General features: G+C 60.2%; 17 protein-coding genes and 1 pseudogene. 10 read left to right on the top strand and 8 right to left on the bottom strand.

Annotated features, from left to right (window positions below; all coding sequences use genetic code 11):
• Nucleotides 1–978, bottom strand: a complete 978-nt coding sequence (locus ASG68_RS28025) for a LysR family transcriptional regulator (RefSeq protein ID WP_062576759.1) — start codon at nucleotides 976–978, stop codon at nucleotides 1–3.
• A gap of 297 nt (nucleotides 979–1,275) precedes the next feature.
• Between ASG68_RS28025 and chvE the strand changes: the two genes are divergently transcribed.
• The 7 genes from chvE (at nucleotide 1,276) to ASG68_RS28060 (ending at nucleotide 10,091) form a co-directional block, all read left to right on the top strand.
• Entirely contained in the window at nucleotides 1,276–2,346 is a 1,071-nt protein-coding gene (chvE, locus tag ASG68_RS28030) for a multiple monosaccharide ABC transporter substrate-binding protein (protein WP_062576761.1), read from the top strand.
• 120 nt (nucleotides 2,347–2,466) lie between these two features.
• Nucleotides 2,467–4,002 carry a multiple monosaccharide ABC transporter ATP-binding protein gene (mmsA, locus tag ASG68_RS28035; RefSeq protein ID WP_062576763.1) on the top strand — a complete coding sequence of 512 codons (1,536 nt, stop codon included), beginning with the start codon at nucleotides 2,467–2,469 and terminating at the stop codon, nucleotides 4,000–4,002.
• Between the two features lie 2 nt (nucleotides 4,003–4,004).
• Nucleotides 4,005–5,204, top strand: coding sequence for a multiple monosaccharide ABC transporter permease (gene mmsB, locus ASG68_RS28040; RefSeq protein WP_062576765.1), 1,200 nt, complete (start codon nucleotides 4,005–4,007; stop codon nucleotides 5,202–5,204).
• 205 nt (nucleotides 5,205–5,409) lie between these two features.
• Entirely contained in the window at nucleotides 5,410–6,402 is a 993-nt protein-coding gene (araD1, locus tag ASG68_RS28045) for an AraD1 family protein (RefSeq protein WP_062577088.1), read from the top strand.
• 76 nt (nucleotides 6,403–6,478) lie between these two features.
• Nucleotides 6,479–7,912, top strand: a complete 1,434-nt coding sequence (locus ASG68_RS28050; protein WP_062576767.1) for an aldehyde dehydrogenase family protein — start codon at nucleotides 6,479–6,481, stop codon at nucleotides 7,910–7,912.
• Nucleotides 7,913–7,967: 55 nt separating this feature from the next.
• Nucleotides 7,968–9,707 (top strand): L-arabinonate dehydratase, encoded by a 1,740-nt coding sequence (gene araD, locus ASG68_RS28055; protein ID WP_062576769.1) that lies wholly within the window; start codon nucleotides 7,968–7,970, stop codon nucleotides 9,705–9,707.
• Between the two features lie 144 nt (nucleotides 9,708–9,851).
• Nucleotides 9,852–10,091 carry a type II toxin-antitoxin system Phd/YefM family antitoxin gene (locus tag ASG68_RS28060; RefSeq protein WP_062576771.1) on the top strand — a complete coding sequence of 80 codons (240 nt, stop codon included), beginning with the start codon at nucleotides 9,852–9,854 and terminating at the stop codon, nucleotides 10,089–10,091.
• A 6-nt stretch (nucleotides 10,092–10,097) separates the two neighbouring features.
• On the opposite strand, the gene ASG68_RS28065 is transcribed toward ASG68_RS28060, so the two are convergent.
• Complete coding sequence (locus ASG68_RS28065) at nucleotides 10,098–11,018, bottom strand: DMT family transporter (protein WP_062610310.1); 921 nt, start codon at nucleotides 11,016–11,018, stop codon at nucleotides 10,098–10,100.
• Between the two features lie 171 nt (nucleotides 11,019–11,189).
• Here ASG68_RS28065 and ASG68_RS28070 point away from each other — a divergent pair.
• Nucleotides 11,190–11,663, top strand: a pseudogene (locus ASG68_RS28070) (nucleoside deaminase).
• A gap of 36 nt (nucleotides 11,664–11,699) precedes the next feature.
• Here ASG68_RS28070 and ASG68_RS28075 read toward each other — a convergent pair.
• Genes ASG68_RS28075 through ASG68_RS28085 form a run of 3 tightly spaced genes read right to left on the bottom strand, consistent with a single transcriptional unit; the run spans nucleotide 11,700 to nucleotide 14,878 of the window.
• Nucleotides 11,700–12,518: a transglutaminase family protein gene (locus ASG68_RS28075; RefSeq protein WP_062576775.1), complete on the bottom strand. Its 819-nt coding sequence runs from the start codon at nucleotides 12,516–12,518 to the stop codon at nucleotides 11,700–11,702.
• A 21-nt stretch (nucleotides 12,519–12,539) separates the two neighbouring features.
• Nucleotides 12,540–13,478 (bottom strand): alpha-E domain-containing protein, encoded by a 939-nt coding sequence (locus tag ASG68_RS28080; protein WP_062577090.1) that lies wholly within the window; start codon nucleotides 13,476–13,478, stop codon nucleotides 12,540–12,542.
• 5 nt (nucleotides 13,479–13,483) lie between these two features.
• The gene (locus tag ASG68_RS28085; RefSeq protein WP_082478152.1) at nucleotides 13,484–14,878 is read right to left on the bottom strand and encodes a circularly permuted type 2 ATP-grasp protein; all 1,395 of its coding nucleotides are present in this window, start codon (nucleotides 14,876–14,878) and stop codon (nucleotides 13,484–13,486) included.
• On the opposite strand from ASG68_RS28085, the gene ASG68_RS31685 reads away from it, so the two are divergent.
• On the top strand, nucleotides 14,862–15,245 hold the full coding sequence (locus ASG68_RS31685) for a hypothetical protein (protein WP_156373725.1): 384 nt from the start codon (nucleotides 14,862–14,864) through the stop codon (nucleotides 15,243–15,245). The two genes, ASG68_RS28085 and ASG68_RS31685, sit on opposite strands and share 17 nt — an antisense overlap.
• Nucleotides 15,242–16,132 (top strand): DMT family transporter, encoded by an 891-nt coding sequence (locus tag ASG68_RS28090; RefSeq protein ID WP_062576779.1) that lies wholly within the window; start codon nucleotides 15,242–15,244, stop codon nucleotides 16,130–16,132. Before ASG68_RS31685 ends, ASG68_RS28090 begins: the two co-directional genes overlap by 4 nt.
• 46 nt (nucleotides 16,133–16,178) lie before the next feature.
• Here the strand turns inward: ASG68_RS28090 and ASG68_RS32665 are convergent, their stop codons facing one another.
• The 3 genes from ASG68_RS32665 to ASG68_RS28105 form a co-directional block, all read right to left on the bottom strand.
• Nucleotides 16,179–16,550 (bottom strand): hypothetical protein, encoded by a 372-nt coding sequence (locus tag ASG68_RS32665; RefSeq protein ID WP_244484354.1) that lies wholly within the window; start codon nucleotides 16,548–16,550, stop codon nucleotides 16,179–16,181.
• 14 nt (nucleotides 16,551–16,564) lie between these two features.
• Nucleotides 16,565–18,106, bottom strand: a complete 1,542-nt coding sequence (locus ASG68_RS28100) for a DEAD/DEAH box helicase (RefSeq protein WP_062576781.1) — start codon at nucleotides 18,104–18,106, stop codon at nucleotides 16,565–16,567.
• A gap of 300 nt (nucleotides 18,107–18,406) precedes the next feature.
• Nucleotides 18,407–19,507: a DNA alkylation repair protein gene (locus tag ASG68_RS28105; RefSeq protein WP_062576782.1), complete on the bottom strand. Its 1,101-nt coding sequence runs from the start codon at nucleotides 19,505–19,507 to the stop codon at nucleotides 18,407–18,409.
• Nucleotides 19,508–19,510 lie beyond the last annotated feature (3 nt).

Genomic DNA, 19,510 nt, shown 5'->3' on the forward strand with positions numbered 1-19,510 from the left:
TCATGCCGTGCTCTGCTTCAGGATCAGGTCGTAAAGCAGCTTGGCGCTGGGCGGTAGCGCGCGGCCGCGCGCGGTGATCAGGCTGTAGGGTCTGATCTTGATGTTGAAATCCGTGGGAAGAATGCGGATTTCACCTGACTGACCGCCCTTGCCGGCGACGAGGGCGGCGACATCGCGGGCGACGGGCGCGATCGCATTGGTGTTTCGGACGATGGAAATGGTCAGGATGATCGACGACGTGTTGATGATCGTCGCGGGCAGGGGCGTGCCGGCCGAAAGGAAACTGTCTTCGACCGCGCGCCGCAACAGCGTTCCCGAGGGCTGGAAAACCCAGTCGTAACCGGGCAGGTCGGCGGCGGTGACAATGCCTTTTTCAAGCAGCGGGTGACCTTCGCGCACGATCAGGCAGACGTCTTCTTCCCCGATCTCGATCAGGTTGAACTGTCGCGGATCCATGTCGTCCGGAATGCGGCCGATGACGAAGTCATGGCGGGCCGACTGCAGTTCGCGCACCAGCACATTGCTGTTTTCGATCTGGATACTGATCTCGATGCCGGGATAGGCGGTCGAGACCTGACGGATGGCCGGGACGGCGAGATTGATGGCCGGGCCCGTCACCGAACCCAGCGATACCGAGCCACCGCTTCCCGTTCTCAACTCGTTGATTTCGCGTGCTGTTTCCCGCAGTTCGAGAAAGACGGTGCGCGCCCGGCGGGCCAGCGCCCTGCCATATTGCGTCAGTTCCACACCGCGCGCGACGCGGGCGCAAAGTGGGGCCTTCAGGATGGCCTCGACTTCGCCAAGCATCCGCGAAGCGGCTGGCTGCGAAATGCTGAGCGACTCAGCGGCCGCGCTGATCTGGCCATGGTCCTCGATTGCGAGAATCAGCTGAAGGTGACTCATTTTTAAGCCTGATCGAAAAATTCCGCGCTCGGAATAATCCACAGGCACGGATGAAAGCAGTACCGGATCGTCCATATTTTACCCACCTTCCGAGAAAAATCAGCCGGTTTTCGGAAAAAATCACACTGTTACCCCATAATATACCGAAAATGTTATGAGGATACACCTATATTGTATTTGACAGTTATGATGTTTGATTCCAGTTTGCAGCCATGTGCGCCAGCGTGCTTGGGAGCGTGTAAGGCCTGGGAGGGCTTTCTTTCACCCCTTAAACCTCCGCCAAGCGATCTTCGGATCGTTTGGTAATGCGAAGCGCTGCACATATCGAGGCGAGCCGATCGCTTGTCTGGATCAACACTCAGGGAGAGATACATGAAATTGATTACTTCGCTTCTCGCCGCCGCAGCGCTCAGCGTGGCGTCGTTCGTCGTTCCGGCGTTTGCGCAGGACAAGGGCACCGTTGGCATCTCGATGCCGACCAAGACCTCGACCCGCTGGATTTCCGACGGCGAAACCATGGAAAAGCTGTTCAAGGAAGCCGGCTACACCCCGGACCTGCAGTTTGCTGACGACGACATTCCGAACCAGCTCGCCCAGATCGAAAACATGGTCACCAAGGGTGCCAAGGTTCTCATCATCGGCGCTATCGACGGCACGACGCTCTCCGACATCCTGGCCAAGGCTCACGAAGCCGGCGTCAAGGTCATCGCTTACGACCGTCTGATCCGCGATTCCGGCAATGTCGACTACTACGCAACGTTCGACAACTTCCAGGTCGGCGTTCTGCAGGCCACCAGCCTCGTTGACGGCCTGAAGAAGAACTTCGCCGGCGTCAAGCCGTGGAACGTTGAACTCTTCGGCGGTTCGCCGGACGATAACAACGCCTTCTTCTTCTACGATGGCGCGATGTCGGTTCTGCAGCCGCTGATCGACAGCGGCGACATCGTCGTCAAGTCCGGCCAGCAGGGCATGGACCAGGTTGGTACGCTGCGTTGGGACGGTGCCGTTGCACAGGCCCGCATGGAAAACCTGCTCTCCTCGACCTACACCGACGCACAGGTTAACGGCGTTCTGTCGCCTTACGATGGTTTGTCCATCGGTATCCTGTCGGCCCTCAAGGGCGTCGGCTACGGCTCGGGCGACCTGAAGACCCCGGTTGTCACCGGTCAGGACGCCGAACTGCCGTCCGTCAAGTCGATCCTCGCTGACGAACAGTATTCCTCGATCTTCAAGGATACCCGCGAACTGGCCAAGGTTGCCGTCACCATGACGGACGCCATCCTCGGCGGCAAGGAGCCGGAAGTAAACGACACCAAGACGTACGACAACGGCGTCAAGGTCATCCCGTCCTACCTGCTGAAGCCGGTTGCTGTCGACAAGACCAACGTCAAGGACGTTCTGGTCGGCGCCGGTTACTACACGGAAGACCAGATCAACAACTGATCCCTTCCACTCCAATCGGGGTCCGCGAGTTGATCGCGGACCCTTTCGCATGATGAGGAAGCTTGCACTTACGGTCGGTCTGGCCTCATCATTCACGGACTGCCGCAGGATTACCTGACCATGGACAAAATCATTCTCGAAATGCGGGGCATCACCAAGACGTTTCCGGGCGTAAAGGCTCTGGACAACGTCAATCTCAAGGTACGCGAGGGTGAAATCCACGCACTTGTCGGCGAAAACGGCGCTGGAAAATCAACCCTCATGAAGGTGTTGAGCGGCGTTTACCCCGCCGGCAGCTATGATGGCGAGATCCATTACGACGGCGAACTTCGCCAGTTTTCGACGATCTCCGACAGCGAACATATCGGCATCATCATCATTCACCAGGAACTTGCGCTTGTTCCGCTGCTCTCGATCGCGGAAAACATCTTCCTCGGCAACGAGATCGCGACGAACGGCGTCATCAACTGGAAAGAGACGTTCGCCCGCACGCAGGAACTCCTGAACAAGGTGGGCCTCAAGGAATCCCCGCCGACCCTGATCACCGATATCGGCGTCGGCAAGCAGCAGCTCGTCGAAATCGCCAAGGCGCTGTCGAAGAAGGTTCGCCTTCTCATTCTCGACGAGCCGACCGCTTCGCTTAACGAGACAGATTCCGATGCGCTCCTGAAGCTGCTGATGGAGTTCCGCAAGCAGGGCATGACCTCGATCATCATTTCGCACAAGCTGAACGAGATCAAGAAGGTCGCCGACAAGATCACCATCCTGCGCGACGGCGGTACGGTTGAAACGCTCGACTGTCACCACGAGGACATCAGCGAAGACCGTATCATCAAGGGTATGGTCGGCCGTGACATGGAAGACCGCTATCCGCCGCGCGAGCCGAAGATCGGCGAAACGCTGCTCGAGGTGAAGAATTGGAATGTCTTCCACCAGCAGCACCGCGACCGCCAGTTCCTGCATGACATCAATTTCAACGTCCGGGCCGGCGAAGTCGTCGGCATCGCGGGCCTGATGGGTGCCGGCCGTACCGAAACCGCGATGAGCATCTTCGGAAAGTCCTGGGGTCACAAGATCACCGGTGATGTTTCGATCCGCGGCAAACAGGTCGATGTCAGCACGATCCCGAAGGCAATCGATGCCGGCCTTGCCTATGTGACGGAAGACCGCAAGCATCTCGGTCTGGTCCTGATCGACAACATCCTGCACAACACGACGCTCTCGAACCTCGAAGCCGTGTCCTCCGCGGGGGTGATCAACGACCACGAGGAGCGCCGCGTCGCCTCCGATTATCGTCAAAAGCTGCGCATCCGTTCGCATTCGATCTATCAGGAAACGATTAACCTCTCGGGCGGTAACCAGCAGAAGGTCGTTCTGTCCAAGTGGCTGTTCACCAATCCGGAAGTCCTGATCCTCGATGAGCCGACGCGCGGTATCGACGTCGGCGCGAAATATGAAATCTACACCATCATCAACCAGCTTGCCGCAGAGGGCAAAGGCATTCTCATGATCTCGTCGGAGATGCCCGAACTTCTCGGAACTTGCGACCGTATCTACGTCATGAACGAGGGACGCATCGTGGCCGAGCTTTCCAAGGCTGAAGCCAGCCAGGAGTCAATCATGCGCGCCATCATGCGTTCCGGGGAGAAACACTAATCATGGTCACCGAAACCAAAACAACCCAATCCGTCGGCGACTACCTGCGAGCCAATATCCGTGAATACGGCCTGCTGGTCGCGCTCGTCGTCATCATGGTCTTCTTCCAGGCGCTGACAGGCGGCGTTCTCTTCCGTCCGGTCAACATCACCAACCTGATCCTGCAGAACTCCTTCATCGTCATCATGGCGCTGGGCATGCTGCTGATCATCGTCGCGGGGCATATCGACCTGTCGGTCGGTTCGATCGTCGCCTTTACCGGCGGTCTGTCGGCGATCATGCTGGTCAAATGGGGTATTCATTACTCCCTCGTCGTGCCGCTCTGCCTGATCCTGGGTGGCCTCGTCGGTGCCGCGCAGGGATACTGGGTCGCCTATCAGAAAATCCCGGCGTTCATCGTGACGCTTGCTGGCATGCTCGTGTTCCGCGGCCTGACCTACCTGATCCTGCAGAACCGCCCGATCGGCCCGTTCCCGAAGGATTTCCAGTCGCTTTCGACCGGCTTCATCCCTGATTTCCTTTACTTCCTGAACCCTGTTCCGGGCGTGATCACCAATTTCGCCGCACTCGTCGTCGTTCTGGTCCTTGTCGGTCTTGCCATTTACTACGGCCTGAAGAACCGCAAGCTGAACGACAAGCATGGCACTGAAAACGAGCCTTTCGCCTTCTTTGCGGTGCAGATGGGTATCATTGCCGTGGTTGCGATCTTCCTCGGTTATCAGCTCTCGACCTACAAGGGCTTCCCGAACGTCCTGGTCGTCATGGGCCTGCTGATCGCGCTTTACACGTTCATTACCACCCGCTCGACCATCGGCCGCCGCATCTATGCAATGGGCGGTAACGAGAAGGCTGCAAAGCTCTCCGGTATCAACACCGAGCGCCTGACTTTCTACACCTTCGTCAACATGGGTGTTCTCGCCGCTCTCGCCGGCATGATCATCGCCGCCCGCCTCAACTCGGCAACGCCGAAGGCCGGCGTCGGCTTCGAACTCGACGTCATCGCGGCCTGCTTCATCGGCGGCGCCTCGGCGTCCGGCGGCGTCGGCAAGATCACCGGCGCGGTTATCGGCGCGTTCATCATGGGCGTCATGAACAACGGCATGTCGATCATGGGCCTCGGCATCGACTACCAGCAGCTCGTCAAGGGCCTGGTTCTGCTCGCGGCCGTCTTCTTCGACGTCTACAACAAGAACAAGGGCTGAGCCCTGTCATTGCTGCCCGCGCGGTTTAGGCTGCGCGGGCGGAGCCAATTGGCGTGCGTTTCGCAGTGAGATGTACGTTCATCAGAATGCCTTGAACGTGGCGATCCGATCGCCCAATTGAGAGGGCCAGGCCCTCCCGTGGATGTACCGCATTGCCGGCCAGAACGCCGCCCGGACGTCCGACTTTATAGAAGAGGACAGAATTGTGCTGATTTCCCAGGTGAAGAACGCCGATGGCTCCATCACGGTCGCGGTGCGCGAGACCGGTGGCGAGGCGCGTGCCGTCAAGGGCGCGGCAAGCGTCTACGCGCTTGCGATGGAAGCCGCCAATTCCGGCAAGAGCCTGAAGGCCGTCATCGAAGCCAAGGGCTTTGGCGATGTTGTTGATCTGCAGGATGCCTATGCCACGAGCCTTTTCCTGCCGCCGATCACGCATGCCGATCCGGGCCACCTTCACCTGACCGGCACGGGCCTTACCCATCTCGGCTCCGCCGCGACGCGCGATGCCATGCACGCTGCCGTCTCGAAGGTGGAGGAGGGCGCCACCGACACGATGAAGATGTTCAAGATGGGCCTCGAAGGCGGCAAGCCGAAGCCGGGCGAAAAGGGTGTTCAGCCCGAATGGTTCTACAAGGGTAACGGCACCCAGTCGGTCGCCCCGGGTGGCGAACTCGTTTCCCCTTCCTTTGCTGAAGACGGCGGCGAAGAGCCGGAAATGGCCGGCATCTATGTCATCTCCGACAAGGGTGCTCCCTTCCGCATCGGCTTTGCCGTTGCCAATGAATTCTCCGACCACGTTACCGAGCGCGTGAACTACCTCTATCTTGCGCATTCGAAGCTGCGCCCGGCAAGCTTCGGTCCGGAAATCCGCGTCGGCGAAGCGCCGGCCGATATCCGTGGCGCATCGCGCATCATTCGAGACGGCAAGGTCGTCTGGGAAAAGCCGTTCCTGTCCGGCGAAACCAACATGTCGCACACCTTCGCCAATCTCGAATACCACCACTTCAAGTACGGCATCTTCCGCGAGCCGGGTGATGTCCACGTCCACATGTTCGGCACGGCGACGCTGTCCTTCGGCGACGGCTTCAAGACGCAGGCCGGCGATATCTTCGAGATCGAAGCCGGCGAGTTCGGCCTCCCGCTTCGCAACACGCTGGCCATTGCCGGCGAAGACGAGATCGTGATCGGCCAGCTCTGAGCGGCCGCTTTTCAAAAAGGCGGCGTGCCGCTCCCAAGGGCGCCCGCACAAAGGAAACCAAGGAGGCTTTGAGCCCATGACATTGCATCACAACCTGATTGCCGGCGAATGGGTCGGCAGCAACGGCGTCGAGAACATCAACCCGTCGAACACCAACGAAGTCGTCGGCCTCTACGCCAGCGCTTCCGCCGACGACACCAAGACCGCGATTGCGGCGGCCAAGGCTGCGTTTCCGGCCTGGTCGCGCTCGGGCATCCTCGAGCGCCATGCGATCCTGAAGAAGACGTCGGACGAGATTCTTGCGCGCAAGGATGAACTGGGCCGCCTGCTCGCCCGCGAAGAGGGCAAGACGCTGCCCGAAGCGATCGGCGAAACCATCCGCGCCGCCCAGATCTTCGATTTCTTTGCAGGCGAGGCGCTGCGTCTGGCTGGCGAAGTGCTGCCGTCGGTCCGCCCGAACATTGGCGTCGAGATCACCCGCGAGCCGATTGGTGTCATCGGCATCATCACCCCTTGGAACTTCCCGATCGCCATTCCGGCCTGGAAGATCGCGCCGGCGCTCTGCTACGGCAACACCGTCGTCTTCAAGCCGGCCGAACTGGTTCCGGGCTGCTCCTGGGCCATCGTCGATATTCTGCACCGCGCCGGCCTGCCGAAGGGCGTCTTGAACCTCGTCATGGGCAAGGGCTCGGTCGTCGGCCAGGCCATGCTCGACAGCCCGGATCTCGCCGGCATCACCTTTACCGGCTCGACCGGCACCGGCAAGCGCGTCGCGGCCGCCTCGATCGAACATAACCGCAAGTTCCAGCTGGAAATGGGCGGCAAGAACCCGATGGTCGTTCTCGATGACGCGGACCTGACCGTTGCCGTCGAAGCGGCTGCCAATTCCGGCTTCTTCTCGACCGGCCAGCGCTGCACGGCGTCCTCGCGCCTGATTGTCACCGAAGGCATCCACGACAAGTTCGTCGCAGCGCTTACCGAGAAACTGAAGACGCTGGTGGTGGACGATCCGCTCAAGGCCGGCACCCATATCGGCCCTGTCGTCGATGAGCGTCAGCTTGCGACCGACACCGACTACATCGAGATCGGCAAAAAGGAGGGCGCCAAGCTCGCCTTCGGCGGCGAGACGATTGCCCGCGAAAATCCCGGCTTCTTCCTGCAGCCGACGCTGTTTACCGAAGCCACCAACCAGATGCGCATCAGCCGCGAGGAAATCTTCGGCCCGGTCGCAGCGGTCATCCGGGTCAAGGATTACGAAGAAGCACTGGCTGTCGCCAATGACACGCCGTTCGGCCTCTCCGCCGGCATCGCCACGACGAGCCTGAAGCACGCGACGCACTTCAAGCGCAATTCGGAAGCCGGCATGGTGATGGTCAACCTGCCGACGGCGGGCGTTGACTTCCACGTTCCGTTCGGCGGCCGCAAGGCTTCTTCCTTCGGCTCGCGCGAGCAGGGCAAGTACGCCGCCGAATTCTTCACTGTCGTCAAGACAGCGTACACGCTGGCGTAATCGCATTTTTCGCCGGATCGGCTCTGTCGATCCGGCATGTCAAAGGACAAGGGTAATGTTCAAGAAAGCACAATGGCCGCGGCAGCTGCGGTCGCAGCATTGGTACGGCGGCACCAGCCGTGACGTGATCTACCACCGCGGCTGGATGAAGAACCAGGGTTATCCGCACGATCTGTTCGATGGCCGCCCGGTCATCGGTATTCTCAACACCTGGTCGGACATGACGCCCTGCAACGGCCACCTGCGCGAACTCGCGGAAAAGGTGAAGGCCGGCATCTGGGAGGCCGGTGGTTTCCCGATGGAAGTGCCGGTGTTCTCGGCTTCTGAAAACACCTTCCGCCCGACGGCGATGATGTACCGCAACTTGGCGGCACTCTCGATCGAGGAAACCATTCGCGGCCAACCGATGGACGGCTGCGTGCTGATGGTCGGCTGTGACAAGACCACGCCATCGCTGCTGATGGCGGCTGCATCGGTCGATCTGCCGTCGATCGTCGTCACTGGCGGTCCGATGCTGAATGGCTATTTCCGCGGCGAGCGCGTCGGTTCCGGTACGCATCTGTGGAAGTTCTCCGAGATGGTGAAAGCCGGCGAGATGACGCAGGACGAATTCCTCGAGGCGGAAGCTTCGATGAGCCGTTCGTCCGGCACCTGCAATACGATGGGCACCGCGTCCACCATGGCTTCCATGGCTGAAGCCCTCGGCATGGCTCTGTCAGGCAATGCTGCGATCCCGGGCGTCGATAGCCGCCGCAAGGTGATGGCGCAGCTGACCGGCCGCCGCATCGTGCAGATGGTCAAGGATGACCTGAAGCCCTCCGACATCATGACCAAGCAGGCCTTCGAAAACGCCATCCGCACGAATGCGGCCATCGGCGGTTCGACCAATGCGGTCATCCATCTGCTCGCCATGGCCGGCCGCGCCGGTATCGACCTGACGCTGGATGATTGGGATCGCTGTGGCCGCGACGTTCCGACGATCGTCAACCTGATGCCGTCGGGAAAATACCTGATGGAAGAGTTCTTCTACGCTGGCGGTCTGCCGGTCGTGCTGAAGCGTCTCGGCGAAGCCGGTCTTCTGCACAAGGATGCGCTCACCGTTTCCGGCGAAAGCGTCTGGGATGAAGTCAAGGACGTCGTCAACTGGAACGAAGACGTCATCCTGCCGGCCGAGAAGGCGCTGACCCAGTCGGGCGGTATCGTTGTCGTTCGCGGCAACCTGGCTCCGAAGGGTGCTGTCCTGAAGCCGTCGGCTGCTTCGCCGCATCTCCTCACGCATCGTGGCCGCGCTGTCGTGTTCGAGGATATCGACGACTACAAGGCCAAGATCAACGACGACAATCTCGACATCGACGAGACCTGCGTCATGGTCATGAAGAACTGTGGTCCGAAGGGCTATCCGGGCATGGCCGAAGTTGGCAACATGGGCCTTCCGCCCAAGGTGCTGAAGAAGGGTATCACCGACATGGTGCGCATCTCCGATGCCCGCATGTCCGGCACGGCCTACGGTACCGTCGTCCTGCACACTTCGCCGGAAGCTGCCGTCGGTGGTCCGCTCGCTGTCATCAAGAATGGTGACATGATCGAGCTGGACGTTCCGAACCGTCGCCTGCATGTCGATATTTCCGACGAGGAAATGGCGCGTCGCCTGGCCGAGTGGAAGCCGAGCCATGAACTGCCGACCTCCGGCTACGCCTGGCTGCACCAGCAGCACGTCCAGGGTGCAGATACCGGCGCAGACCTCGACTTCCTCAAGGGATGTCGTGGTAGCGCAGTCGGCAAGGACAGCCATTGATCGGTTACTTGCAGGCTTGAGTTTGAGAGAAAGGCGGGGTGTGAATCTCGCCTTTCTCATCTGGAGACCTAGCCGCTCTGATATTTTTCTCAATGTATTTTGCGTCTATGGTACTGCAATGACGATGCGGGGGAGGGCGTTCATATGAAAACCATCAATGCCGCGACGCTTGAAGCCAATTGCCTGGAACTCATCGATATGATGTCTGACGACGGCCAACCGATCGTTGTGACACGTGATGGAGTGCCTATTGCAATGATTTCACCAATCGATGTGCAGGCTAAGCGCGGCAGTATTATCGGAGCCATGAAACATGGCGTCTTTGGTTATGAAGATCCGTTCTCGCCAGCTGTCAACCCGCTTGAATGGGATGCCAACCGCTGATTTTGCCTACAAGCTGATCAATGCCGTGCCGCAGACGGCTATGATCGCGCCGAGCCAGGCGGTCTTGGGCGGGGCGACGCCGGTGCGGAGCCAGACCATCGGCAGGATGACGACGGGCGTCATCGATGACAGCGTCGAGACGATGCCGACATTGCCGCTGGCGAGGGCCGCCATCAGCAGCGACATGCCGAGTCCCGTCCCGAAGAAGGCCGATCCCCATGCCAGCAGATGTGTTTTGGGCGCCACCGGTGAACGGTCCCTGAGAGCGGCGATCGGGAGCAGTGTCGCGGCAAGGAAGATGATCGCTGCGAAGCCGGCGCGCACGGCCATGGCCGTGAAAGGCTCGACGCCGGCAGCCATGGCGGGCCGGGCGCAGAGGCTGCCCAGCGCTTGTCCAATCGCGGTGATGACCCCGAAGCCGATGCCCATCCAAGGAATGCCTGTTGATGCCGATCGCGGCTGCGACGATGTCGGTATACCGATGGCAAACACGATGCCGGTCAGAACGAGAACGACGCCAAGGCTTTGCTGGATGCTGACCGTTTCCCCGAGGACGAGGTAGCCGAGCAGCAGCGCAAACGGCGAGGTGAGCGAGAAGAGCAGCGCCGTGTTGCGGGCGCCAGCCGTGTAGATCGCCGCGAAATAGGTGGTGCTGGCTATGACGATGCCAAAACCGCTGGAGATCACCAGATAACCGAGTTGCCAGCCTTCCAGCGTGCGCCAGCCGCCAACGACAAGCGAAGCCGTCGCCGTCATCAGGAAGGAGGCCACCATCTGCCAGCGGGCCAGCCGGAACACGTTCACCCGACCCCGGAGTTCACCGATAAGCATGCTGCTTGTCGCGATACAGGTGGCTGCGGCGATGGCAAGGATTTCGGAAAGATACATGAGCAGGCCAATGTAGATGACAACGGCGTCATGCCACAAGCAGGGCTGCAACCCCAGTGAAATCACGAGCCGGAGAGGAGTTTTCGGAGAGGGCGAATGGCCGGTCTTTCGCTACTGCTACTATCATGGATCGCGCCCGGTTTTTGTCTCTTAGAAATCTCCTCGTTTCAAGCCAAGATCACCTCGCTCTAGTTTCTTGGGGAGACTCTGATGGAAAGCCATGAGCCTTTTTTGCGCGAGGCGATCGCGCTTTCGAAGTCTGCAGTGAATAACGGCGACGAACCGTTCGGTTCGGTACTGGTGAATAATGGCGAGGTCATCCTGCGGGCAGAGAACAGCGTTTTCACCGGTCACGACATGACGAACCATGCAGAGATGAATCTCGTCAAGCTCGCGGCAAAGCAGTATGACACCGCGTTCCTCGGAGACTGCACGCTCTATACCAGCACGGAGCCCTGCGCGATGTGCTCAGGGGCGATCTACTGGTCGGGAATCGGGCGGATGGTCTATGCCTGTTCAGAGACACGGCTTGGCTAAATTGCCGGGATCGGGCTGGATGTGCCGAGCCGGTCGGTGCTTCAGACCGGCGCGCGCAAGGTCGAGGTCGTCGGTCCGACCGATCTTGAAGAGGAAGCCGCCAAGGTTCATCAGGAGTTCTGGCCGAAACATCTCGGCAAGGCATAGAACAAGGGCATGATTGTTTGGCGCGAGTTGACGCGATCAACTCTGAGTCTGACTTTGTCCCTGCTGCTCGACCGTGACAGCGACCTTCAGCGCTTCTGTCGCAGAACCATGGATCAGGCCTGAGATCGGGGCGGCGTCGCGGTAGTCAAGCCCGCAGGCGATCCGGACATATCGATCATCCGGGCACATCTTGTTGGCGGCATCGAAGCCGACCCAACCGAGGCCGTTGAGGTGGACTTCGGCCCAGGCATGGCTTGCCGTCTGCTCCGATTGATCTTCGATCATCAGGTATCCGGAGACATAGCGGGCGGGCAGGCCGAGCGTGCGGGCGGCTGCGATCATGATATGGGCATGATCCTGGCAGACGCCGCTCTTTTGCAGCAGCGCCTGCTCGGCCGTCGTTTCCGTCCCGGTCTCGCCCTGTCGGTATTCCACCGTTTCGGCAATCGTGCCCATCAGGGCATGCATCTTGGCAAGATCCGTGTCTCCGGCCATGGCCTTGGCAAGATTGCGGATCGGCTTCGTCATCTTGGTCAACGGCGTTTCGCGCAGGTAGAGCCAGAGCGGGGCATAGGACTGGTGGGCGCCATAGACGCCGGCGCGATCCTCGGTCTCCACCTCACCGGTCGCGACGATGCGGATGGCCGTCTGGTCGCCATTGACGCTGACAAGGCTCACGCGATTGCCGAAGTGGTCGTCATAACCCACTTCCAGCTTGGCACCCTCGACGGATGTTTCCCAGCTGATGACCGTTTGCCCGGGCTGCGTCAGTGGCGTCAGGCGCAGGCGCTGCAGCGAATATTGCACCGGCTCGTCATAGGTATATTCGGTGGTGTGGCTGATCTTCAGACGCATTGGTTTCTCCCCATCCGAATCTCAGTAGAAGCGATAGCCGTCGGAGATTTCCTGTCCCAGACGGTTGTTATGACTGATGAAATTCTCGATATATTCGTGCAGCCCCTGGTCCATCACGTCCTTGATCGAGTGGCTGCGCAGTGACGACAACGTTTCTTCCGCCGTCACCTGCGCCGCATGGGTTTCGCCATACTCCCGGGCGAGATAACCAAGATTGCTCACGATCTTCTCATAGCAATAGGCAAGCGAGCGCGGCATGCGTCCGTTGAGGATCAGGAAGTCGGCGATGTTGGACGGCTTGTATTCCGCCTCGTAGACCCAGCCGTACGACCTGTGCGCCGAGACGGAGCGCAGGATCGATTCCCACTGGACGTTGTCGATCGAGGAACCAACCTGCGACACCGCCGGCAACAGCACGTAATATTTCACGTCGAGGATGCGGGCCGTATTGTCGGCCCGTTCTATGAAGGTGCCTATGCGCGAGAAATTGAAAATCTCGTTGCGCAGCATCGTCCCGTGGAAGGCGCCGCGGATCAGTCCAGCTCTGCGCTTGATGCCATCAATGACCTCGGGCAGTTCTGCCGCCTTGATACGGCGCGCCAGCATGTTCTTCAGATCCAGATAGCACTCATTGGTTGCTTCCCAGGTCTCCCGGGTCAGCGCGGTGCGAACCATGCGGGCATTGCTGCGACCGGCATCAATGCACGACATGACGCTGGACGGATTAGAGCGGTCACGGAGCAGAAAATCGATGGCGTCGGCGCTGGTCAGCTTGTCGTAGAGATCGTCATAGATATCGCGGACGCCGGAGCTTTGCAGGACGCCGTCCCAGTCATCCTCGGTGGCTTCCGAGCGCGTCAGCGACATGCGCAGGCCGGCATCGATCAGGCGGGCGCTGTTTTCGGCCCGCTCGATGTAACGGAACATCCAGTAGAGGCCGTTTGCAGTTCTTCCAAGCATGTGCATCAGTCCTCCAGAACCCAGGTATCCTTGGTGCCGCCGCCCTGGCTGGAATTCACCACCAGCGAGCCGGCCTTCAGAGCCACGCGGGTGAGGCCACCCGGAATGATCTGCACCTTGTCTGAGACGAGGACGTAGGGGCGAAGGTCCACATGGCGCGGAGCAATGCCCTTGTTGACGAGGATCGGCACTGTCGAGAGTGAGAGTGTCGGTTGAGCAATGTAGTTGGCAGGGCGTGCCTTCAGCTTTTCGGCAAAGAGCGCGCGTTCCTTCTTGGATGCTGTCGGCCCGACCAGCATGCCGTAGCCGCCGGATCCATGCACTTCCTTGACGACAAGGTCGGCGAGGTTATCGAGCACATATTGCAGGCTGTCGGCTTCCGAACAGCGCCAGGTCGGCACATTCTCGAGCAGCGCCTTGCGACCGGTATAGAATTCGACGATCTCCGGCATGTAGGAGTAGATCGCCTTGTCATCGCAGATGCCGGTGCCGGGCGCGTTGGCAATGGTAATGTTTCCGGCGCGATAGACGTCCATGATGCCGGGAATGCCCAGCGCCGATTCCGGCTTGAAGGTCAGCGGATCGAGATAATCGTCGTCAACGCGGCGGTAGAGCACGTCGATCGCCTCGTAGCCGCGCGTCGTGCGCATCTTTACCTTGCCGTCGATAACACGCAGGTCCGAGCCTTCGACCAGTTCGACACCCATCATGTCGGCGAGGAAGGCATGTTCGTAGTAAGCGGAATTGTAGATGCCGGGTGTGAGCACGGCGACGCGCGGTTTGCCCTCGCAGCCCGGAGGGGCAAGGGATGCAAGGCTGTGGCGCAGCAGGTAGGGATAATTTTCGACCGGGCGCACCCGGTTCTGATGGAAGAGTTCCGGGAACATCTGCATCATCGTCTCGCGGTTTTCCAGCATATAGCTGACACCGGACGGCGTACGGGCATTGTCTTCGAGAACGTAGAACTGGTCTTCGCCGGTGCGCACGATGTCCGTGCCGACGATATGGGTGTAGACGCCGCCCGGTGGACGGAAGCCGATCATCTGCGGCAGGAAGGCGACGTTGCGCTCGATCAGTTCGCGCGGGATGCGCCCGGCCTTGATGATTTCCTGCTTGTGGTAGATGTCGTCGAGGAAGGCGTTGAGGGCGATGACCCGCTGTTCGATACCCTGTGCGAGCTTGCGCCATTCACGGCCGGAAATGATGCGCGGGATCAGGTCGAAGGGGATGAGCTTTTCGGAACTGTCTGCATGTCCGTAGACCGCGAAGGTGATACCCGTCTTGCGGAAGATATTTTCGGCCTCTTTCGATTTTGCAATCAGGCGGGTCCGGTCCTGGCTAGCGTACCAATCATTATAAGTCGAGTAAGGCTGGCGCGGGCTATTGTCCGCATTCATCATTTCGTCAAATGCCAACGGTGTGGTCCCCTTTTTTTGTCATTTGAGTACAACAACAGGGGCAATGCAAGAACCATGCACGTTTTGGGGCAAAAGAAATTCCGGCGCTGGATCGCCGCTTTTTTTTGCCAATAGAGACCATTTTGCCGATTTATCATGCGGTTTTGCCTGTCCTGCTTTCGGCTTTCCGGAAAATCGTGGCGGCGACGGCAGGAGGTGGTGGCGAAGTCACAGCACCGTTGCCTGTTTTATGGGCGAATATGAATTTGTCTCGGTTACGATAAATATCAGGAATTTTGTTTTGACCATCAATGACGGGCGCTCTATCGCAATCCCCGATCACGACATCGTACCGGGAAGCCCCGCATGACCCTCGACCGCCTGGCCCCGGCCATTTTCGTCCTTCTCTGGTCGACCGGATGGGTGATCGCGAAATATGCCCATATTTATGCCGATCCGCTGACTTTTCTGGTCCTGCGCTATATCTTCGCGACGCTGTTGTTCGTCGGTTTCTGTCTGGCGACGGGCGCTGCATGGCCGAAAAGTTGGGTTGCGGTCGGGCATGCCATGGTATCCGGCATTTTCCTGCACGGCCTTTATCTCGGCGCGGTCTGGTGGTGCATCGGGCAGGGCGTGCCGGCAGCGATTTCGGGGATCATTGCGGGGCTGCAGCCGCTGATGACGGCCGCCGTAGCGCCAGCCTTGCTGGGTGAAAACCTGTCAGGCCAGCAGAAGTTTGGGTTGATTCTCGGCTTCCTCGGCATCGGGCTCGCCGTGCTGCCCAAAGTGCTGGCCATCGACAGCGGTGCAACGCCGATCCATCTGTTTCCCGTCATCGTCAATGTGCTCGGCATGGCGGCGGTGACCTACGGCACGATCCACCAGAAGCGCCATTTGCAGGGCGGCGACATCCGCACCACAGCGACGCTGCAATATATCGGTGCGCTGATTGTCACGCTGCCGGCCGCATTGCTGCTGGAGGATATACGTGTCGTCTGGAACGTCCATCTGTTCATGGCGTTGGGCTGGGCGGTGCTGGGCCTTTCGATGGGCGCGGTCGTCCTGCTGCTGTACCTGATCCGGCGCGGACAGGTGTCGCGAGCGGCATCCTTGATCTATCTGGTGCCACCGCTCGCTGCGATCCAGGCCTGGCTGTTCTTCGACGAGGCCCTGACGACGCCGATGATCATCGGAACCTTCATCGCGGTTGCGGGCGTCTACCTGACCAACCGCAAACCCGCGCCGACCAACGTTTAGGCGCGGCGGCGCGGGCAAATACGTGAACGGAGTGGCAGCGGCGTGCTCAGGCGGCTGCGCCGTGGGCCGGGCCTTCTTCCTTGACTTCGCGCGGTGTCGGCGAAGTGATGACACCATGATCCGGATCATGTACGTCCTGGCCCTTCGAGCCGTCTGCCGCTTTCGGAAGCTCCCGGGCCTTGCTGTCGCGTTGCGTGTCGCGCAGGCGGGTTGCTTCGTCGATCAGGGTGGTCAGTTCGTCTTCGGAGAAGTCGGAAAGGTCAAACGTCTTGGCCATGATGGTCTCCTTTGGCGCGTTGATTTCCAAGGGTAAACGCGCGACGTCCGAAATCGACCAAGGCAGCGCGTATTTTTTTAGAATCGGCAGCCAAAGAAAAACGGCGGGATTTTCATCCCGCCGCTGCAATTCAGCAATCATGCTTGCGAAAAGGCTTACGCCTCGTCGCGGCGCTGGCCGTTGGCGCGCTTGCGCTGAGTGTGGGCTCCGGGGCCGGTGGCTTCGCGGTTCTGGTTGGCGCCGCCATGATTGCGGTTGCGCCATTCGCCCTGCTTCTGGCCAGGACGTCCGTTGCGGTTGCCGCCGGGACGCTTGGCGAGTGCCTGCTCGTGGGCTGCCTGTGCGGCCGGACCCTGGCCCTTGCGATGCTGCTTCTTCTGCTGGTTGTCGCCAACCAGAAGATCGTCACCCGCAAACGGGCTCGGTGCCGCACGTTCGGCGCGATGCACGTTGTCGCTGCCGCCCTGCGGACGCGGACGGCGTTCGTTATGGCCGTTGCCGGCCGGACGCGAGGCGTTGCGTGCGCCATTGCCGCCGCGCGCACCCTTCGGACGGGCGCGATCGGCCGGAACTTCGCCGCTGGCAACCTCGATCTCGATGTTCATCAGGCGTTCGATATCGCGCAGCAGGCGGATTTCGTCCGGTGCGCAGAAGGCAATCGCGATGCCGTCGCGGCCGGCGCGGGCGGTACGACCGATACGGTGAACGTAGGCGTCCGGAACTTCCGGCAGGTCGTAGTTGTAGACGTGCGTGACGCCGGGGATGTCGATGCCGCGGGCAGCAACGTCGGTGGCGACCAGAACGCGGGTTTCGCCATCACGGAAGGCCTTCAGGGCACGCTCGCGCTGACCCTGGCTCTTGTTGCCGTGGATCGAGGCGACGGAGAAGCCGACATGGTCGAGATGCTTCATCAGCTTTTCGGCGCCGTGCTTGGTGCGCGAGAAAACCATGGCGCGGCCATCCGGGTTTTCGGTCAGCGTCTTCTTCAGGATTTCGGTCTTCTGGCTGGCGCCCTGAACGAAGTGAACATACTGCTCGACCTTGTCGGCAGCCTTGCCCGGAGGCGTGACTTCGACGCGCTTCGGCGTGCTCAGGTATTCGGCGGCAAGTTCTGCGATCGCCTTCGGCATGGTGGCCGAGAACAAGAGCGTCTGGCGGTTCTTCGGAACCAGCTTGGAAATCTTCCGCAGGTCGTGAATGAAGCCGAGGTCTAGCATCTGGTCGGCTTCGTCGAGAACGAGGTAGCGCGCCTGGGTGAGGGTGACGGCCTTGCGGGCAACCAGGTCGAGCAGACGGCCGGGGGTGGCGACGAGGATGTCGGTGCCGCGGGCCAGCTGTTCGGACTGCTTGTTGATCGAGGCGCCGCCGACGACGGTCACGACCTTGATCGGCGTCTTCTTCACGAAGCCCTTCAGGTTGTCGGCGATCTGGTTCACCAGTTCGCGCGTCGGGGCGAGGATAAGGGCGCGGATGTTGCGCGGGTCGGGACGCTTGCCATCCGCCATCATCTTTTCGATCATCGGCAGGCCGAAAGCGGCCGTCTTGCCGGTGCCGGTCTGGGCGAGACCGATCAGGTCATGGCCTTCCATGACAAGCGGAATGGCTTGGGCCTGGATCGGCGTCGGCGTTTCGAACCCGAGGGAGGAGAGGGTCGAAAGCACGTGCTCGGAGAGGCCAAGGTCTTTGAAAGTGGTCAATGTAGTACCTTTATCGGGGGCGCAAAACGAACATCGCCGGAACTGCACCATGCGGTTCCGGTTTCGCTTCGCGTCAAGAACCCCGCGTGATTTGGGAACTTGTGGGTTGATTAAGCTGTCTGCGCTGCATTTTGCCACGTTTGGCAAAACATTTCTGGGTGCGCTTATCCTTCGTTACGGATCGGTTGATCCCGCAGGGCTCGCTCACGCGGCGGCCAGAAGGTGACGCTGCGCCTCATGTCGTTGTTTTCCCGTCAAAAGTCAAGGGATAGTTTTCGCAGATGCGAACACGATGGCGTGCTAGTTCATGGTGAGCGTGAAATCGCCACCGGCCAGAACCGCGCCGTTGACGAGGATCTCGACGCGGTGGGCGCCGGGGTAATATTGCCGGGTGGTGATGGCGCGCATGGCGTGGCTGCGCGCCATCACAAGCGTTTTGCCGGGCTTCAGCGTCAGGCTCTTCCACTTGAAGACTTTCGGCGCCAGGGTGCCATTGGCTTTCTGGTGATGGACGGCATAGTCGATCATCAACTGTTGCGGCGCAGCATTTTCATTGGTGAGGGACAGGGAGAAGGCGAGGGCGCCACCGAACATGACAACTTCGGTATCGACGGCCAGGACCGCGCTGATACCGGAACTCGGGGCGAAGCCGAAATTGGCGAGCGCGGTAGTATCGCCTTTTTTCAACAAGGTGCGTGAGGCGTGCCGCAGCAACTGTTTTCGTTCCGGTGAAGCACCGCCGATATGTTCGCCGACAAAAGCGGCGACCAGTGCCGGATGATCCTTGGCGATATCGTTCAAGCTGTTGGCGATCGAGCGGCGGACATAGTCTTGCGGGTCATCGAGCAGGGCAGTGAGGATCGGCAGGATCGGCTGTGGATCGCGCATCAGGGCCGGCAGACGCATGGCCCAGGGCAGGCGGGGGCGGGTGCCTTCGCTCGCAAGCCGGCGAACATGGTGGTTGGGATGAGATGCCCATGTGCCGATCGTCTTCAGTGCGCGATCCTGATCGGCATGGATGAAGGGGCGGATGCCGAACTCGGCGGTGAAATGCGGTGTGAGTTTTTTGAGCAGTTCGAGCGACAGATCGAAATGGCCGAGGCCTTTCTGCGCCACGAACTGGCTGACCGGCAGCAGCGCCCAGCCGGTGATGCCGGTGCGTCTGTCCTGCGGCAGGCTGGCGGAGAGGATGGCGGCGGCCTGTTCGAAATCATCAGGCAGGGTTTCTACGAGCGCATCTCGAATCTGCAGCGCACGCTGCATCAGTTCCAGTTGATTGATGTCTTTACTTGCCAGTTTGACAAACCGATCCCTGTCGAAGCCGGAGAATTGTTCCGCGACATTTCCCGCCATGGACAGGATAAGGGCAGGGTGGAGCAGGTTTTTCAGCGGTTCAGGCATGAG

This window comes from Rhizobium sp. Leaf453 (assembly GCF_001425605.1).
Classification (GTDB): Bacteria; Pseudomonadota; Alphaproteobacteria; order Rhizobiales; family Rhizobiaceae; genus Pararhizobium.

Excerpts from the sequence above, each read along its gene's own strand:
- ASG68_RS28105 (WP_062576782.1), bottom strand. The coding sequence starts at position 19,507 with ATGCCTGAACCGCTGAAAAACCTGCTCCACCCTGCCCTTATCCTGTCC.
- ASG68_RS28085 (WP_082478152.1), bottom strand. The coding sequence starts at position 14,878 with ATGATGAATGCGGACAATAGCCCGCGCCAGCCTTACTCGACTTATAAT.
- mmsA (WP_062576763.1), top strand. The coding sequence starts at position 2,467 with ATGGACAAAATCATTCTCGAAATGCGGGGCATCACCAAGACGTTTCCG.
- ASG68_RS28080 (WP_062577090.1), bottom strand. The coding sequence starts at position 13,478 with ATGCTTGGAAGAACTGCAAACGGCCTCTACTGGATGTTCCGTTACATC.
- chvE (WP_062576761.1), top strand. The coding sequence starts at position 1,276 with ATGAAATTGATTACTTCGCTTCTCGCCGCCGCAGCGCTCAGCGTGGCG.
- ASG68_RS32665 (WP_244484354.1), bottom strand. The coding sequence starts at position 16,550 with ATGATTGCTGAATTGCAGCGGCGGGATGAAAATCCCGCCGTTTTTCTT.
- ASG68_RS28025 (WP_062576759.1), bottom strand. The coding sequence starts at position 978 with ATGGACGATCCGGTACTGCTTTCATCCGTGCCTGTGGATTATTCCGAG.
- mmsB (WP_062576765.1), top strand. The coding sequence starts at position 4,005 with ATGGTCACCGAAACCAAAACAACCCAATCCGTCGGCGACTACCTGCGA.
- ASG68_RS28050 (WP_062576767.1), top strand. The coding sequence starts at position 6,479 with ATGACATTGCATCACAACCTGATTGCCGGCGAATGGGTCGGCAGCAAC.
- ASG68_RS28090 (WP_062576779.1), top strand. The coding sequence starts at position 15,242 with ATGACCCTCGACCGCCTGGCCCCGGCCATTTTCGTCCTTCTCTGGTCG.
- ASG68_RS28060 (WP_062576771.1), top strand. The coding sequence starts at position 9,852 with ATGAAAACCATCAATGCCGCGACGCTTGAAGCCAATTGCCTGGAACTC.
- araD (WP_062576769.1), top strand. The coding sequence starts at position 7,968 with ATGTTCAAGAAAGCACAATGGCCGCGGCAGCTGCGGTCGCAGCATTGG.
- ASG68_RS28075 (WP_062576775.1), bottom strand. The coding sequence starts at position 12,518 with ATGCGTCTGAAGATCAGCCACACCACCGAATATACCTATGACGAGCCG.